The sequence below is a fragment of the Bradyrhizobium niftali genome, from assembly GCF_004571025.1.
Classification (GTDB): Bacteria; Pseudomonadota; Alphaproteobacteria; order Rhizobiales; family Xanthobacteraceae; genus Bradyrhizobium; species Bradyrhizobium niftali.
Map to the genome: position 1 here is coordinate 134813 of NZ_SPQT01000013.1, position 14204 is coordinate 149016.

The 14204-nt window shown below is 64.6% G+C and carries 17 protein-coding genes; 5 read left to right on the forward strand and 12 right to left on the reverse strand.

Translation table 11 applies throughout. The annotated features are described in order from the left end of the window. The first annotated feature begins 40 nt into the window (after nt 1–40). On the forward strand, nt 41–1450 hold the full coding sequence (glnA, locus tag E4K65_RS22585) for a type I glutamate--ammonia ligase (protein ID WP_011087712.1): 1410 nt from the start codon (nt 41–43) through the stop codon (nt 1448–1450). Between the two features lie 102 nt (nt 1451–1552). On the opposite strand, the gene E4K65_RS22590 is transcribed toward glnA, so the two are convergent. The 4 genes from E4K65_RS22590 to E4K65_RS22605 all read right to left on the reverse strand — a co-directional run bounded on the left by E4K65_RS22590 (nt 1553) and on the right by E4K65_RS22605 (nt 4692). After that, nucleotides 1553–2218 carry an asparaginase domain-containing protein gene (locus E4K65_RS22590; protein WP_283813864.1) on the reverse strand — a complete coding sequence of 222 codons (666 nt, stop codon included), beginning with the start codon at nt 2216–2218 and terminating at the stop codon, nt 1553–1555. Next, on the reverse strand, nt 2127–2888 hold the full coding sequence (locus E4K65_RS22595) for a slipin family protein (protein ID WP_027547365.1): 762 nt from the start codon (nt 2886–2888) through the stop codon (nt 2127–2129). Before E4K65_RS22595 ends, E4K65_RS22590 begins: the two co-directional genes overlap by 92 nt. After that, nucleotides 2885–4261 (reverse strand): NfeD family protein, encoded by a 1377-nt coding sequence (locus E4K65_RS22600; RefSeq protein ID WP_135176041.1) that lies wholly within the window; start codon nt 4259–4261, stop codon nt 2885–2887. Before E4K65_RS22600 ends, E4K65_RS22595 begins: the two co-directional genes overlap by 4 nt. A gap of 173 nt (nt 4262–4434) precedes the next feature. Next, on the reverse strand, nt 4435–4692 hold the full coding sequence (locus E4K65_RS22605; RefSeq protein ID WP_135176042.1) for a tautomerase family protein: 258 nt from the start codon (nt 4690–4692) through the stop codon (nt 4435–4437). Between the two features lie 153 nt (nt 4693–4845). On the opposite strand from E4K65_RS22605, the gene E4K65_RS22610 reads away from it, so the two are divergent. Next, nucleotides 4846–5823 carry a GlxA family transcriptional regulator gene (locus E4K65_RS22610; RefSeq protein WP_135176043.1) on the forward strand — a complete coding sequence of 326 codons (978 nt, stop codon included), beginning with the start codon at nt 4846–4848 and terminating at the stop codon, nt 5821–5823. Between the two features lie 14 nt (nt 5824–5837). Here E4K65_RS22610 and E4K65_RS22615 read toward each other — a convergent pair whose 3' ends face one another. Beyond that, entirely contained in the window at nt 5838–6611 is a 774-nt protein-coding gene (locus E4K65_RS22615; RefSeq protein ID WP_135176044.1) for a gamma-glutamyl-gamma-aminobutyrate hydrolase family protein, read from the reverse strand. 90 nt (nt 6612–6701) lie between these two features. Beyond that, the gene (locus E4K65_RS22620; protein WP_135176045.1) at nt 6702–7406 is read right to left on the reverse strand and encodes a hypothetical protein; all 705 of its coding nucleotides are present in this window, start codon (nt 7404–7406) and stop codon (nt 6702–6704) included. A 137-nt stretch (nt 7407–7543) separates the two neighbouring features. Between E4K65_RS22620 and E4K65_RS22625 the strand changes: the two genes are divergently transcribed. Then, the gene (locus tag E4K65_RS22625) at nt 7544–8683 is read left to right on the forward strand and encodes an AI-2E family transporter (RefSeq protein WP_135176046.1); all 1140 of its coding nucleotides are present in this window, start codon (nt 7544–7546) and stop codon (nt 8681–8683) included. A gap of 112 nt (nt 8684–8795) precedes the next feature. Here E4K65_RS22625 and E4K65_RS22630 read toward each other — a convergent pair whose 3' ends face one another. The 6 genes from E4K65_RS22630 to E4K65_RS22655 form a co-directional block, all read right to left on the reverse strand. After that, nucleotides 8796–9092: an antibiotic biosynthesis monooxygenase family protein gene (locus tag E4K65_RS22630; RefSeq protein ID WP_027547373.1), complete on the reverse strand. Its 297-nt coding sequence runs from the start codon at nt 9090–9092 to the stop codon at nt 8796–8798. Nucleotides 9093–9194: 102 nt separating this feature from the next. Further along, complete coding sequence (locus E4K65_RS22635) at nt 9195–9431, reverse strand: hypothetical protein (protein WP_135176047.1); 237 nt, start codon at nt 9429–9431, stop codon at nt 9195–9197. A 56-nt stretch (nt 9432–9487) separates the two neighbouring features. Continuing rightward, the gene (locus E4K65_RS22640) at nt 9488–10708 is read right to left on the reverse strand and encodes a GGDEF domain-containing protein (protein WP_167771040.1); all 1221 of its coding nucleotides are present in this window, start codon (nt 10706–10708) and stop codon (nt 9488–9490) included. Between the two features lie 230 nt (nt 10709–10938). Continuing rightward, nucleotides 10939–11418: a 30S ribosomal protein S9 gene (gene rpsI / locus E4K65_RS22645; protein WP_011087725.1), complete on the reverse strand. Its 480-nt coding sequence runs from the start codon at nt 11416–11418 to the stop codon at nt 10939–10941. 1 nt (nt 11419) lies between these two features. Next, complete coding sequence (gene rplM / locus E4K65_RS22650) at nt 11420–11884, reverse strand: 50S ribosomal protein L13 (protein WP_015685724.1); 465 nt, start codon at nt 11882–11884, stop codon at nt 11420–11422. A 158-nt stretch (nt 11885–12042) separates the two neighbouring features. Further along, the gene (locus tag E4K65_RS22655) at nt 12043–12471 is read right to left on the reverse strand and encodes a PaaI family thioesterase (RefSeq protein WP_027547377.1); all 429 of its coding nucleotides are present in this window, start codon (nt 12469–12471) and stop codon (nt 12043–12045) included. 86 nt (nt 12472–12557) lie between these two features. Here E4K65_RS22655 and E4K65_RS22660 point away from each other — a divergent pair, with 86 nt between their 5' ends. Then, nucleotides 12558–13382: an enoyl-CoA hydratase gene (locus E4K65_RS22660; RefSeq protein ID WP_167771041.1), complete on the forward strand. Its 825-nt coding sequence runs from the start codon at nt 12558–12560 to the stop codon at nt 13380–13382. 123 nt (nt 13383–13505) lie between these two features. Then, nucleotides 13506–14090: a CoA-binding protein gene (locus E4K65_RS22665; protein WP_135176050.1), complete on the forward strand. Its 585-nt coding sequence runs from the start codon at nt 13506–13508 to the stop codon at nt 14088–14090. Nucleotides 14091–14204: the final 114 nt, after the last annotated feature.

Below are 14204 nucleotides of genomic sequence, written 5' to 3' on the forward strand. Positions count from 1 at the left end.
CTCATCTGGAAACCGACCCGCAGAGCCAAAAGGGGTATGCATGAAGACCGCCAAAGACGTCCTGAAATCGATCAAGGACAACGACGTCAAGTACGTCGACCTGCGCTTCACCGATCCGCGCGGCAAGTGGCAGCACGTGACGTTCGACGTCAGCATGATCGATGAAGACATATTTGCCGAAGGGACGATGTTCGACGGCTCCTCGATCGCCGGCTGGAAGGCGATCAACGAGTCCGACATGTGCCTGATGCCGGATCCGGTGACCGCGACGATCGATCCGTTCTTCGCAGAGACCACCATGGTCATCACCTGCGACGTGCTCGAGCCGACCACGGGCGAGCCCTACAACCGCGACCCCCGCGGCATCGCCAAGAAGGCCGAGGCGATGGTGAAGTCGATGGGCGTGGGCGACACCGTCTTCGTCGGTCCCGAAGCCGAGTTCTTCGTGTTCGACGACGTGCGCTTCTCCTCCAGCCCCTACAACACCGGCTTCCGCCTCGACTCCTCGGAGCTGCCGACCAACACCGACACCGAATATGAAGGCGGCAATCTCGGCCACCGCGTCCGCACCAAGGGCGGCTACTTCCCGGTCCCGCCGCAGGATTCCGTACAGGACATGCGCTCGGAAATGCTCGGCGCCATGGCCAAGATGGGCGTCAAGGTCGAGAAGCATCACCACGAGGTCGCCTCCGCCCAGCACGAGCTCGGCATGAAGTTCGACACGCTGACCCTGATGGCCGACCATCTGCAGATCTACAAATACTGCATCCACCAGGTCGCCCACATCTACGGCAAGACCGCCACCTTCATGCCGAAGCCGGTCTATGGCGACAACGGCTCGGGCATGCACGTGCACCAGTCGATCTGGAAGGACGGCAAGCCGGTGTTCGCCGGCAACAAATACGCCGACCTGTCGGAGACCTGCCTCCACTACATCGGCGGCATCATCAAGCACGCCAAGGCGATCAACGCCTTCACCAACCCGTCGACCAACTCCTACAAGCGTCTGGTCCCGGGCTATGAGGCTCCCGTGCTGCTCGCCTACTCCGCGCGCAACCGTTCGGCCTCCTGCCGCATCCCCTACACCGCTTCGCCGAAGGCCAAGCGTGTCGAGGTGCGCTTCCCCGATCCGCTCGCCAATCCCTATCTCGGCTTCGCCGCGATGCTGATGGCCGGCCTCGACGGCATCAAGAACAAGATCGATCCGGGTCCGGCGATGGACAAGGACCTCTACGATCTGCCGAAGGAAGAGCTGAAGCAGATCCCGACGGTGTGCGGCTCACTGCGCGAGGCGCTCGAGAACCTCGACAAGGACCGCGCCTTCCTCAAGGCCGGCGGCGTGTTCGACGACGACTTCATCGACAGCTACATCGAGCTGAAGATGACCGAAGTCGAGCGCTTCGAAATGACCCCGCACCCGGTCGAGTTCGACATGTACTATTCGGGCTAAGCGGCCCGAACTGAATGCGACAGGCAAAAGGCGCTCCGCGAGGAGCGCCTTTTCGTTTGTGATCGACCCCTGCCGGAATCAGCAGGACCCACATGGGTCCGATCACCACGTCGCCGTAAAGGCCCGCTGGAGCTCGGCCGGAGCCTTCACGCCGCTCGCGATCAGCAATTGGGCGAGAACGCGCGCCTTCTGGGGATTGAGGTCCTCGGAGACGACGAAACCATTCTTGTCATCGTCGACCTCGACGTTCCGCGTGACGAAGCCGGACCGAACCCGCGTGGAGCGGACGATCAGGATGCCCTTCTTGGCGGCCGCTTCGAGCGCATCGAGGGCCGGCTTCGACGTATTGCCGTCACCGACACCGGCCAGCACGATGCCCTTTGCGCCGTGGGAAATGGCGTCCTCGATCGGAACGGCGTCCATGTTGGCATGCGAGTAGTCGATCTCGACGCGGGGCAATTGCTCGCCCGCCGGAAGCTGATAGGTCGCGCGCTTGAGACCGGCAGCCTGGGCCATGAAACGGATGCCGCCCGCGGTGTCGACATAGCCGATCGGGCCGTCATTGGGGGAGCTGAACGTCTCGATGCTCGTAGTGTTGGTCTTGGTGATCGAGCGGGCTCCTTGAATCTTGTCGTTCAACACGGCCATGACGCATGGGTCATCCCGCCGCCTATGGCTACGGGTTGTCCCGCCGCGGCAAAAAATGGTCGAGCAGGCCCATCGGCAGCGGGAAGACGACGGTCGACGACCGTTCGCCCGCGATGTCATGCAGGGCCGCGAAATAACGTAGCTGCATCGCCTGAGGCTCCTGCGCGAGAATCCGGCCGGCCTCGACGAGCTTTTCGGCAGCCTGCTGCTCGCCCATCGCATTGATCACCTTGGCCCGCCGCAACCGCTCCGCCTCGGCCTGTTTGGCAATCGCGCGCACCATGGTTTCGTTGAGATCGATGTCCTTGATCTCGATCCCGGTGACCTTGATGCCCCAGACGTCGGTCTGCTTGTCGAGGATCTCCTGGATGTCCGCGTTCAACCTGTCGCGCTCGGCCAGCATCTCGTCGAGTTCGTGCTTGCCGAGCACCGAGCGCAAGGTGGTCTGGGCGAGCTGGCTGGTGGCGGCCATGTAATCGCCGACCTTGATGATGGCCCGTTCGGGGTCGACGATGCGGAAGTACAGAACGGCGTTGACCTTGACGGAGACGTTGTCCCGCGAAATCACGTCCTGCGGCGGCACGACCTGCACCATCACCCGCAGATCCACCTTCACGAGTTGCTGCACGATCGGAATCAGGATGATGAGGCCCGGGCCCTTCACGCCGGTAAAGCGGCCGAGCGTGAAGATGACGCCACGCTCGTATTCGCGCAGGATTCGAATAGCCTGGGACAGGAACATGATGACAAGCAACGCGAGCGCCGCATAAGTCAGATATTCCAGCATCATGACGTTCCTCCCTCGCCTGTTGGTGCGCGCCGTATCAGCAGCGTCAGGTCGATGATGTTGGCGACTTCGACCGTCTCTCCGGGCTTGAACGTTTCGGCGCCGCGCGCCTGCCAGCGCTCACCATGGGCGAAGACATGACCTTCGTTCCCATTCCAGTCGAGAACCTCGGCGGGCAAGCCGCGCATGGCCTGCGCGCCGACCAGTGCAGGAGCCCTACCGACGCGCCGGAGCGAACCAAGCACGACGAGCGCAAAGCCGACGAACACAGCCGCAGTGATGCCGATCACCCACCACGACAGGTGGTAGCCCGGCGCCTCGCCCCTGAAAAGCATCAGCGCGCCCAGCACGAAAGCGACGATCCCTCCGAGCCCGATCACCACGGTCGGGTTGAAGGCTTCGATGGTTAGAAGCACGAGTCCAACCAACATCAGGGCGAGGCCGGCATAATTGATCGGCAGCAGATTGAGCGCATAGAGGCCGATCAGCAGGCAGATCGCGCCGACGACTCCGGGGGCGACGGCACCGGGAGACATGAACTCGAAGATCAAGCCGTAGATGCCGACCATCAGGAGAATGAACGCCACGTTCGGATCGGTGATCACCGCCAGGAAGCGGGATATCGGTCCGGGATCGATGGCTTCGACGGCGGCATCCTTCGTCACCAGCCGTTGCGTCTTGCCGCCTGCAACCTCGACCACGCGACCATCGAGCTGTCTCAGCAATTCGGCCTGATCGCGCGCGACGAGATCGATGGCATGAGCCTCCAGCGCGGCGTTGGCGGAGAGCGTGGCGGCCTCACGGACCGCCTTCTCGGCCCAGTCCGCGTTGCGGCCACGCAGCTCGGCGAGGCTGCGGATGAAGGCGACGGCATCGTTCGTCACCTTCGCCGTCATCGCGTCCTTCGGCTCGTCCTTCTTGTCTTTGCCATCCTTGTCCGCTGGTCCGCTCGGAAGTCCCGGCAGCGGCCCGCCAATCTGCACCGGCGTCGCGGCGCCAATATTGGTGCCCGGCGCCATCACCGCGATGTGGGTCGCATAAAGGATATAGGTCCCCGCGCTCGCCGCGTGGGCGCCGGAGGGTGCGACGTAACCGACGACAGGGATCGGCGAGGCCAGCACATCCGCGATGATCTCGCGCATGCTGGAATTCAGACCGCCGGGCGTGTTCAGTCTCAGAAGCACGACCTCGGCGCGCCGTTCGCTTGCTTTGGCCAAAGCCTCCTTGACGTAGCTGGCCGACGCAGGGCCGATGGCTCCGTCGATCGAAACGATCAATGCAAGACGGCCGTTCTCCTCCGCTGAACTGGGAAGGAGGCAGCAGATCAAAGCCACGACGCCAATCGCCGCAACGAGGGCCGCCTTCATGGTCTGCACGGCAGGGCTCCCTTGCAGAGCATATGGTGCGCGCCTTGCGAACCTCAATGTGGCCCGCGTGCAGGCCATGGTCGTGATTGTGCGATGCAATGGAAATCGCGCGGTAGATCGATTGAGCACGGGGCGGTGGGCGAACCATCCCTTTGGCTGGTCCGCCCGCGCACGCTGCGCTGCTACGGCCGCGCGACCCGCACGCCATCCGCGCCGATCGCGCCGAACATACCGGCGATGATCTCCGGTGTCGGCTGCATCCCGCCGAGCGACCAGTGTGCCGGCTCCTGCTCCTCGATCCTGACCCAGACGTTGCGGCGGAAATCCGGGTTGCCCTGCCCTTCGACCTCGACCAGGAGGTCGGTGACGCGTTCGAGCAGCGTCTTCTTCTGCGCGGCATCCAGGATGCCGCGGACGGTGGAAATGGTGACGTAAGGCATGTCTCTCTCCAATCATGTCGTGTGACGACGGAGCGAATTTGGACCTGACGCCCTCGGCAAGGCAGTGGCGGACAAGCCAGAGATCGGGCAATTTCCGCCACGCATCGCCCGCGCCGATCGGATAGGATCGGCCGGCCACTGCCCGGAGATCCCATGAAGCTCGCAGTTCTCGCGCTGGAAGGTTGCATGCATTCGGCGATCTCAGGCGTCGCCGACGTCCTGTCGCTCGCCAATCATGTGATGCAGCAGAGCGGCGCAAAATCCCGCTTCAGCTGGCAGACGCTGTCGCTCGACGGCAAGGCCGTGCGTGCCGGCGGCGGCCAGACGGTCGCGGTCGACGGGGCGATCGGCAAGCGCGCCGGCTTCGACGTTATCCTCGTCCCCGGCAGCCTCGTCGATCACGTCACGGCGGAACGCCTGCAACCGCAATATGCCCGTGCCGGCGCCTGGCTGCGGCAACAGCACGCCAACGGCCGGCTGATCGGGGCCTTTTGCAGCGGCGTGTTCCTGCTCGCGGGAGCTGGCCTGCTCGACAACCGCCGCGCCACCATCACCTGGTGGCTGCAAAGCGAGCTTCGACAGCGCCATCCCGCGATCGACCTCGCCCCGGACGCCGTCATCACCAGCGCGGACCGCATCGTCTGCGCCGCCGGCCCGATGTCGTGGGTCGACCTCCTGCTCAGGCTGATCGAGATGGTCGACGGCAAGGAGATCGCAAAACTATGCGCGGACTACGTCGTCATCGACACCGCGCAGCGCACCCAGTCGATCTTCATGCCCGTGGGCTACCTGCTCTCGCAGGACCCGCTGCTGACCAGGGCCGACCTGCTGGTCCGTCGCACCGGCCGGAGCCCGATGACGGTCAAGCGCCTCGCCGGCGCGCTCGGCCTCAGCGAGCGCACGCTGAACCGCAAGTTTCAGGAGCTCACGCACGAGCCGCCACAAGCCTTCATCATGCGCCGCCGCGTCGAGCACGCGCGCACCCTGCTGGAGACGACGACGCAGCCGATCAAGACCATCGCGCGCACGGCCGGCTACGAGGACCAGAGCAGCTTTCGCAAGGCCTTCCGCAAGCTCACCTTGATGTCGCCGCAGGCCTATCGCGCGCGAAGGATGGAGCGGACGGCGTAAGAGCGAGCCTCTTGTTACACCGTCGCACGCTGGCGTACGACCATCGCCTCACCAAACGCCTCGAACAGCTTGCGGTTGATCGGATTGCGCTGGGGGTCGTATTCGGCGTGCCATTGCACGCCGAGCGCGAAGGTCGGGGCTTCCGCGATGCGGATCGCCTCGATGGTGCCGTCCTCGGCGACGCCTTCGATCAGCACGCGCTTGCCGGGATCGAGAATGCCCTGGCCGTGCAGCGAATTGACCCTGATCTTCTCGCAGCCGAGCAGCTGTGCGAAGGCGCCTCCGGGCGTCAGGTCGACGTCATGACGGTCGGCGAACACCACGGTCGGATCGGGATGGATCTCGCCGTTCTCGAGCCTGGGCATGCGGTGATTCATGCGGCCGGGGATTTCGCGGATCTCCGGATGCAGCGAGCCGCCGAAGGCGACGTTCATCTCCTGCAGGCCGCGGCAGATCCCGAACAGCGGAATGCCGCGGGACACGCAGGCAACGGAGAGCGCCAGTGCCACCTCGTCGCGGTGGATGTCGTAGGGCTCGTGCCGCTCGCACGGATCGACATTGAAACGGGTCGGATGCACGTTGGCGCGGGCGCCGGTGAGCACGATCCCGTCGACCACGTCGAGCAGCGCGCCGATATCTGTGATGTCGGGCGCTCCCGCAAACATCATCGGCAGGCCGCCGGAAACCTCGGCCACAGCGCGCAAATTGCGCTCGCCGACCATCTGGACCTGAAATCGATTTTCGACGCGATGGGCGTTCCCGATCACGCCGACGACCGGCTTTCTCATCTCCCGTTCCGACCTCCCGCGTAAGAAGATTCTCCAAACATGCCCTTGGGGTGGAACAAATTCAACAGAAGGGATCGCGGGACGGCAATGCTATTTTCGCGCAAATGCCTCCCGGCCCTCGGTTGTCCCCCCGACGGGCAGGCCGGCCGCCTTCAGCGCAGTCGCCGCCGCCTCACCGGGCACGCCCAACCAGGGCAATTTCGCCTCGATTCCGCGCGTCACGGGCTCCCCGAGCACGCCACCGAAATCGATCGGCCAAAAGCCGTTGGGCACCACCTCGGCGGTGAGGCCGCGGACGGCGTAGCCGTCGCCCAGAACCGTATCCGCATGGTCGCCGGCGACAAGGCGCGCGGTCTGGGGATCTCGGGGATCGCCAAAGCTGACGAGCACGGGGATCGGCTCCCCCTGCACCGGGACAATGCCGGCCTGCCGGCTGATATCGTTGAACGAGACGCGGTCGCCGCGCGCAGCGCCATAGGCACGCAGCGCGACGTAGTTGATGTCGTCGAGGTCGAGCTTGCCGCCCTGCTGATGCGCCAGCAATGCCACCAGGTTCTTTCCTCGGCCGAGGTCGACGAACACAGCCTCCCCGCGCATCGTGGTGCGGCCGCCGCGGTTATAGTTGCGGTCAGGCACGACAGCCAGAACGCCGGACCCCGTCTTGATCCCGTCAGGCGTCGTCACCTCGACCGTGAGGCGATATTTGTGGCCGGGCCGACTGATCCGGATCTGGTCGCCGATCACGATCAGCGCCAGAAGCCCGAGCAGACCGGCCCACTTGCTAATGAAACTCAAGCGCCCCCCACCTGTTCTGTCCTCATCGCTCTGCACCGTTCGCGCGGCAGCGTCAAACCAGCGCGTTGACGCGGTCTTGATCGGAAGCGCGTTTGTCGAAAGAGTGCCCCGCCCGCAGCCGCCGAAAAGGACATGATGTGACCATCCTCGCAGACCAACGCTCCTCGACCCGCACCGATCTGGCTTGGGCAATTTCGGTCGGCGGCATCGGCGTCGTGCTGTTCACGGCGATGCTGGTCTTCACCTGGTATTTTGCGACCACCCTGCTGCTGATCTTCACCGGCATGCTGCTCGGTGTCGCCCTCAACGCACTGACCAACGCGCTCGGCCGCCGCGTGCACCTGCCGCATCCGGTCCGGCTCGCGATCGTCTGCGTCGTGCTTGCGGTGCTGCTCGCAGGCGTCGCCTATCTCGGCGGCGCCACCATCGCCGAGCAGGCCTCGCTGCTGAGCAAGACCATCAAGTCGCAAATCGGCAACGTGAAGACCTTCCTGGAAAACCACGGGATCGACACCAGCTTCTTCGATCTCGGCAACGCTGCGTCTGACGCCTCGGCCAATCCGGCACCGGACTCGACACCCTCACCCGCAGCGCCCCCGCGCGGTCCCTTGCCCGGCGCCGGCGCGCTGGCCTCCAGCGGTGGAGCGATTGTGAGCCAGACCTTCAAGCTGCTGCTCGGCACCATCCACGGCGTGGGAAACATCTTCATCGTGCTGTTCCTGGGGCTGTCCTTCGCCGCCCAGCCCAGCGTCTATCACGACGGCCTGTTGTTCCTCGCGCCGGCGAGGCATCGCACCCGCGTCACCCTGATCATCGACCGCATCAGCGAGACGCTGGAACGCTGGCTGATCGCGCAGATCGTCGTGATGATTGCGGTCGGCGTCGTGACCTGGATCGGGCTTGCCATCATCGGCATCCCGGGCTCGTTCATCCTGGGGATTCAGGCGGGCCTCCTCGCCTTCATTCCGACCGTCGGCGCCATCATTGCCGGCGTCGTCGTGGTGCTCGCGAGCCTCGCCTCGGGCTGGATTCCGGCACTGTCGGCCTTCCTCCTGTTCATGGGCGTGCACACGATGGAGAGCTATGTGCTGACGCCAATCCTGCAGCGGCAGGCGCTGGACATTCCGCCGGCCACGCTGTTCGCGTTCCAGATCCTGCTCGGCGTCGTCTTTGGAATCTGGGGCCTGGCGCTGGCGCTGCCACTGGTCGCCATCGCCAAGGTCATGATCGACCATTTCAAGACCTATGAGGCGCCGCCTCTGGCAGAGGCGGCTTAGAGCATGATCCGGACCCGAAGGGCCGCGCCAGCGCAAAGTGCGCCGCGGTTTTCCCTCGCGACGAACGCTGAACGCGTTTGCGCGGAGATCATGCTCCTGAAATAGAGGCCCCTCAGGTCGCCAGCACGGTCTCGGTGTGCTCGACCTCGGGGGGCGCGGCAAAATACTGGCCGACGAGGCCGCGCCATTCGGTGAAGTTCTCGGAGCCGCGGAAATCGACGGTGTGGTTCTCCAGCGTCGCCCACTTCACCATCAGACGATAGCGCTGCGGCTTCTCGATCGACTTGTGCAGCTCGAAGCCGTGAAAGCCCTTGGAGCGGCCGAACGCGGCCTTGGCCTTGGCCACGGCGGCCTCGAAATCCTTCTCGCTGCCCGGCTTGACGTCGATTTGCGCGATCTCGGTGATCATCGGTTTTCCACCCTTCTTGCTTGATGGGCGTGTCTACCGCACCCCGCCCAAAAGAAAAAGGCGCCGAAACGGCGCCCTGGCTGGCCGGAAACTGCAGGTCTGTCAGGCGAACAGCAGAACGGTGCCTGCCACGATGAGCGCGCAACCGACGAACAGCACGAGCGGCCAATAGCTGCGGCTCTGCGTGTAGCGTCCCTGGGCGCGGCGCTCGGTGATCAGCGCCGTCTCGTATTCCTCTGCGGTCGAGAACAGACAAGCGAAGCCGCCTCGCGCCGAGGCGGCTTGGGCTTCGAGGGACATCAGGGCGGTCTGCGGGGTCTGTCGACGGATCGATTCCATGACCGGAATGGTAGGGATCGAATGGTAAACAGAGGATTACCGCAGGGCCCTTTGCCTCAAGCCGTGACCGGACGCGCCTGCGGCGCGCCGATCCGCGCGGCGCTCTGGCGGCGCCAGTTCTCCAGCGACAGCGGCAGCTCCTCCGCCGCCTCGACGCGGTTACGGCCGCCGCGCTTGGCCTGGTAGAGCGCAGTGTCGGCCGAGGCCAGCAGCACTTCGAGCTCGGTGCCGGCCGGACCGCCGGCCACACCGATGCTGACGGTGGTGTCGACCGGGCCTTCATCGACCACGATGCCGGAGGTCTCAAACGCCTCGCGCACGCGCTCGGCGACCAGCACGCCCTCCTCCAGCGAACACGGCAGCAGCGCCGCGAATTCCTCACCGCCGATGCGGCCGGAAAGGTCGGTCATGCGCAGATTGCTGACCACCACGGTCGAGAACAGTTTCAGCATCTCGTCGCCGGCGGGATGGCCGAAGCGGTCGTTGATCGACTTGAAGTGGTCGATGTCGAAGATCATCACGGTCACGGGACGTCCGGCCTTGGCCTCGCGGTCGATCACGCGGCCGCAGGCTTCCGAGAAGCCGCGGCGGTTGAGCATGCCCGTCAAGGGATCGGTCGACGCGGCGGTCCGGTGCGCGGTGACGGTGCGCTCCGACACCAGCATGAAGATCACGAACACGGTGCCGACGGCGTAGAGCACGAGCTCGACCGCGAACACGGTGACCCAGATGCTCGAGGAGAAGCCGGCATCGTGCGGGCGCAGGAAGCTGCCGAGCAGGATCGGCAGCATCAGCGCGCAGCCGTGCATCACCGGCACCACGAAGGCCGGCCAGCGCCGTTGCAGGCTCTTGCGCCGCTCGACCCAGAGCTCGCTCGCGGTCAGCGCGGCATAGACCGAGACGATGCCGGCGCCGATGATCATGCGCAGCATCGACGCCGCGGGATCGAGCAGCGTCGCGGCCGCTGCCCAGGCGAGCGCGCCGAGCACGAGGCCGGGCCAGTTCGGCTTGCGGCCGTGGAAGACGCGCGCCGCATTCCACACCATGCCGCAGGCGACGAAGCCGACGGCATTTAATGCCAGATAGAGATGCGGCCCCAGCCTGTCGCCTGCCGCCGTCCACAATGCGACCGAGGCCGCGCCGAGGAGATAGGCGGTGCCCCACCATTTCAACGCAGGACTATTCTCCTGCTTACCGAAGAACACCATCATCGCGCCGAGCAGTGCGGCAACCATGGTGGCAACCAAATAGAGCGTGATGCTATCGAGCGACATCATGTCGGCCCCCTTGAAAACATAGCAGTTACGCGATCGGCCCAGCCGATTTGCGCGCCCTTCCGAATGCGACGCTAGGTTCCCGCGGGTTCCATTCAGGTTTTCACGCGGCCGCAAGTTTTCGGGAAACACGTCGTCAATTTGCATACAAACGAACAACAAAAAGGGCGCTGAAATCAGCGCCCTTTTGCATCTCATTGAAGCCGCTTTCGCGGCGAATGTGACCGAAGCGATTAACGCTTCGAGAACTGGAAGGAACGGCGGGCCTTGGCCTTGCCGTACTTCTTGCGCTCGACCACGCGGGAGTCGCGGGTGAGGAAGCCGCCCTTCTTGAGCACGGTGCGCAGCTCCGGCTCGAAATAGGTGAGCGCCTTGGAGATGCCGTGGCGGACGGCGCCGGCCTGGCCGGACAGACCGCCGCCGGCGACGGTGCAGATCACGTCGTACTGGCCGGAACGCTGGGCCACCGAGAACGGCTGCTCGATCATCATGCGCAGCACGGGACGGGCGAAATAGACCTCGACCTCACGCGAATTGACCGTGACCTTGCCGGCACCCGGCTTGATCCAGACGCGGGCGACCGCGTCCTTGCGCTTGCCGGTGGCATAGGCGCGGTTGAACTTGTCGACCTTCTTCTCGTGCTTCGGCGCGTCGGGCGCCGCCGCCGTCTTGAGCTGCGAGAGCTGGTCGAGCGACTGAATGGATTCGGCCATGTTATGCGGCCCTCGTGTTCTTGCGGTTCAACTTGGCGATGTCGAGCTTCTCGGGCGTCTGCGCCTCGTGCGGATGATCGGCTCCGCCGTAGACACGGAGATTGCCCATCTGCACGCGACCGAGCGGACCACGCGGGATCATGCGCTCGACGGCCTTCTCGAGCACGCGCTCGGGGTGCTTGCCCTCGAGGATCTGGCGCGCGGTGCGCTCCTTGACGTGGCCGACATAGCCGGTGTGCTTGTAGTAGGTCTTCTGCTCGCGCTTGCGACCGGTGAGGACCGCATGCTGCGCGTTGATGATGATGACGTTGTCGCCGCAATCAACGTGCGGGGTGTAGGTCGGGAGGTGCTTGCCGCGCAGGCGCATGGCGACGATGGTGGCGAGACGGCCGACGACCAGACCCTTGGCGTCGATCAGCACCCACTTCTTCGTCACCTCAGCCGGCTTTGCCGAAAAGGTTTTCATATCGGAGTTTCCGTGGACGGGAGATATCGGCGCGAACACCGCACCGGACTGCGCGGTTTTCTAGAGAAGAGACGCGCAACGGTCAATGCCCGAAGACGGAAATTACTTATGCAAAATCAATGGCTTAAAAATATGGTGCTATATTACCTGCTAAAAGCTCAAACATTTGGAATGGAATAGGTCGAGGTGACATGGGCGATCGGATCGGGCGAGGTGCCCGACAGCAGGTTTACCTCCCCGACCGCCAGCCGCTTGCCGAGCTTGAGGAGCCGAGCCTCAGCCAGGACGTCCTGCCCGGGCTGGCCCTTGCGCAGGAAGTTGATGTTGAGATTGGTGGTGACCGCGAGCCCGATCGGCCCGATCGCGGACAGAAGCACCACATACATCGCGAAATCGGCGAGCGCCATCAGCGTCGGGCCGGACACGGTTCCGCCCGGCCGCAGCATCCTTTCGCTGTAGCGCTGGCGCAGCAGGCAGGTCTGGCCGTCCGCGCTCTCGATCGTGATGTCGTCGCCGCTGAAGGCCTGGGGAAACTCGCCGCGGAGAAACTGCTCGACCTCCGCCACGCTCATTTTCGCTAACGCCATGCTCCGCCTCACCCTCGCTTCACGTCCGCTGTTACATTAGGTTATCTGCATCATCCAATTGCAATAATCCAACTGGAAACGCTTCAATGTCCGTCCAGCCCGCCCGCACCCCCTCCCCGGAACCGCCGATCCTGCTGCGCGAGATCGTCGGCACCGTCGCCGTGCTCACGCTGAACCGCCCCGCCGCGCGCAACAGCCTGTCGGAGGCGATGATCGGCCAGCTGCATGCGAGCTTCAACGCAATTGCCGAGGACAAGCGCATCCGCGCCGCCGTCATCGCCGCCAACGGTCCGGCCTTCTCCGCCGGCCACGACATGAAGGAATTGACCGCGCGCCGCAGAGACCCCGATCGCGGCCGCGCCTTCTTCGCCGAGATGATGAACGCCTGTAGCGCGATGATGCAGGCGATCGTGCGTCTGCCGAAGCCAGTGGTCGCCGCCGTCCAGGGCATCGCGACCGCCGCCGGCTGCCAGCTCGTCGCAAGCTGCGATCTCGCGATCGCCTCGGAAGCGGCGAGCTTCGCCACGCCGGGCGTCGACATCGGCCTGTTCTGCTCGACGCCGATGGTGGCGCTGTCGCGCAACGTGCCGCGCAAGCAGGCGATGGAGATGCTGCTGACGGGCGAGCCGATCCCGGCCGCCCGCGCCCGCGAGATCGGGCTCGTCAATCGCGTCGTGACAGCGGGTACCGAGCGCGGCGCCGCGATTGCGCTGGCGGAACAGGTCGCGCTGAAATCCGCCTACACGGTCAAGCTCGGCAAGGAGGCGTTCTATCGCCAGGCCGAGATGAGCCTTGCGGACGCCTATCGCTATGCGGCAGAGGTGATGACCGAGAACATGATGGCGCGCGACGCCGAGGAAGGCATCGGCGCCTTCATCGAGAAGCGCGCGCCGACATGGCGGGATGAATAGTCAACTCCTCATCCTGAGGAGCCGCGGAACGCGGCGTCTCGAAGGATAGAGGCCCGACTGTGGCTTCATGGTTCGAGACGCGCGTGCCGCGCTCCTCACCATGAGGGTCAGAGAAAGAAAAAGATGAACCACGACGCCTATCCCGACAATTACATCCGCGCCATCCTCAACAGCGTGAAGTCGATCGCGATGGTCGGCGCCTCGCCGGTCAATGTGCGGCCGAGCTATTTCGCGTTCAAATATCTGGCGCAGCGTGGCTACGACATGATTCCGGTCAATCCCGGCCATGTCGGCAAGGAGCTGCTCGGAAAGCCCTTCGTCGCCTCGCTGTCCGACATCGGCCGTCCCGTCGACATGATCGACATCTTCCGCAACTCCAGCCACATCATGCCCGTGGTCGAGGAAGCCCTGAGGCTCGATCCGCTGCCGAAGGTGATCTGGATGCAGCTCGGCGCGCGTGACGACGTTGCGGCGGCGAAAGCCGAAGCGGCCGGTATCAAGGTCGTGATGAACCGCTGCCCCAAGATCGAATATGGCCGCTTGTCGTCGGAGATCTCCTGGATGGGCGTCAATTCGCGCACGCTCAGCTCCAAGCGCGCGCCGGCACCGACGCAAGGCATGCGGCTATCCCTCAATCGGATGAGTGTCGGCGGCGGCGATACCGCGGCATCCGATCGTGCCGCCAAAAACAAGAGCGAGCAAAGCTGACGCAACTGCGAAGGATTCGTTTCGCGAACGCGACAATACGCAGCACGATCGTTCCGTTGTGAAGTCGCGCCTTGACGCCAGCAGCGGCGCCGATCAGCATGCCGCGCGATTTCA

Excerpts from the sequence above, each read along its gene's own strand:
- glnA (WP_011087712.1), top strand. The coding sequence starts at position 41 with ATGAAGACCGCCAAAGACGTCCTGAAATCGATCAAGGACAACGACGTC.
- E4K65_RS22590 (WP_283813864.1), bottom strand. The coding sequence starts at position 2,218 with ATGACATCGCGGGCGAACGGTCGTCGACCGTCGTCTTCCCGCTGCCGA.
- E4K65_RS22595 (WP_027547365.1), bottom strand. The coding sequence starts at position 2,888 with ATGATGCTGGAATATCTGACTTATGCGGCGCTCGCGTTGCTTGTCATC.
- E4K65_RS22605 (WP_135176042.1), bottom strand. The coding sequence starts at position 4,692 with ATGCCTTACGTCACCATTTCCACCGTCCGCGGCATCCTGGATGCCGCG.
- E4K65_RS22610 (WP_135176043.1), top strand. The coding sequence starts at position 4,846 with ATGAAGCTCGCAGTTCTCGCGCTGGAAGGTTGCATGCATTCGGCGATC.
- E4K65_RS22615 (WP_135176044.1), bottom strand. The coding sequence starts at position 6,611 with ATGAGAAAGCCGGTCGTCGGCGTGATCGGGAACGCCCATCGCGTCGAA.
- E4K65_RS22630 (WP_027547373.1), bottom strand. The coding sequence starts at position 9,092 with ATGATCACCGAGATCGCGCAAATCGACGTCAAGCCGGGCAGCGAGAAG.
- E4K65_RS22635 (WP_135176047.1), bottom strand. The coding sequence starts at position 9,431 with ATGGAATCGATCCGTCGACAGACCCCGCAGACCGCCCTGATGTCCCTC.
- E4K65_RS22640 (WP_167771040.1), bottom strand. The coding sequence starts at position 10,708 with ATGATGTCGCTCGATAGCATCACGCTCTATTTGGTTGCCACCATGGTT.
- rpsI (WP_011087725.1), bottom strand. The coding sequence starts at position 11,418 with ATGGCCGAATCCATTCAGTCGCTCGACCAGCTCTCGCAGCTCAAGACG.
- rplM (WP_015685724.1), bottom strand. The coding sequence starts at position 11,884 with ATGAAAACCTTTTCGGCAAAGCCGGCTGAGGTGACGAAGAAGTGGGTG.
- E4K65_RS22655 (WP_027547377.1), bottom strand. The coding sequence starts at position 12,471 with ATGGCGTTAGCGAAAATGAGCGTGGCGGAGGTCGAGCAGTTTCTCCGC.
- E4K65_RS22660 (WP_167771041.1), top strand. The coding sequence starts at position 12,558 with ATGTCCGTCCAGCCCGCCCGCACCCCCTCCCCGGAACCGCCGATCCTG.
- E4K65_RS22665 (WP_135176050.1), top strand. The coding sequence starts at position 13,506 with ATGAACCACGACGCCTATCCCGACAATTACATCCGCGCCATCCTCAAC.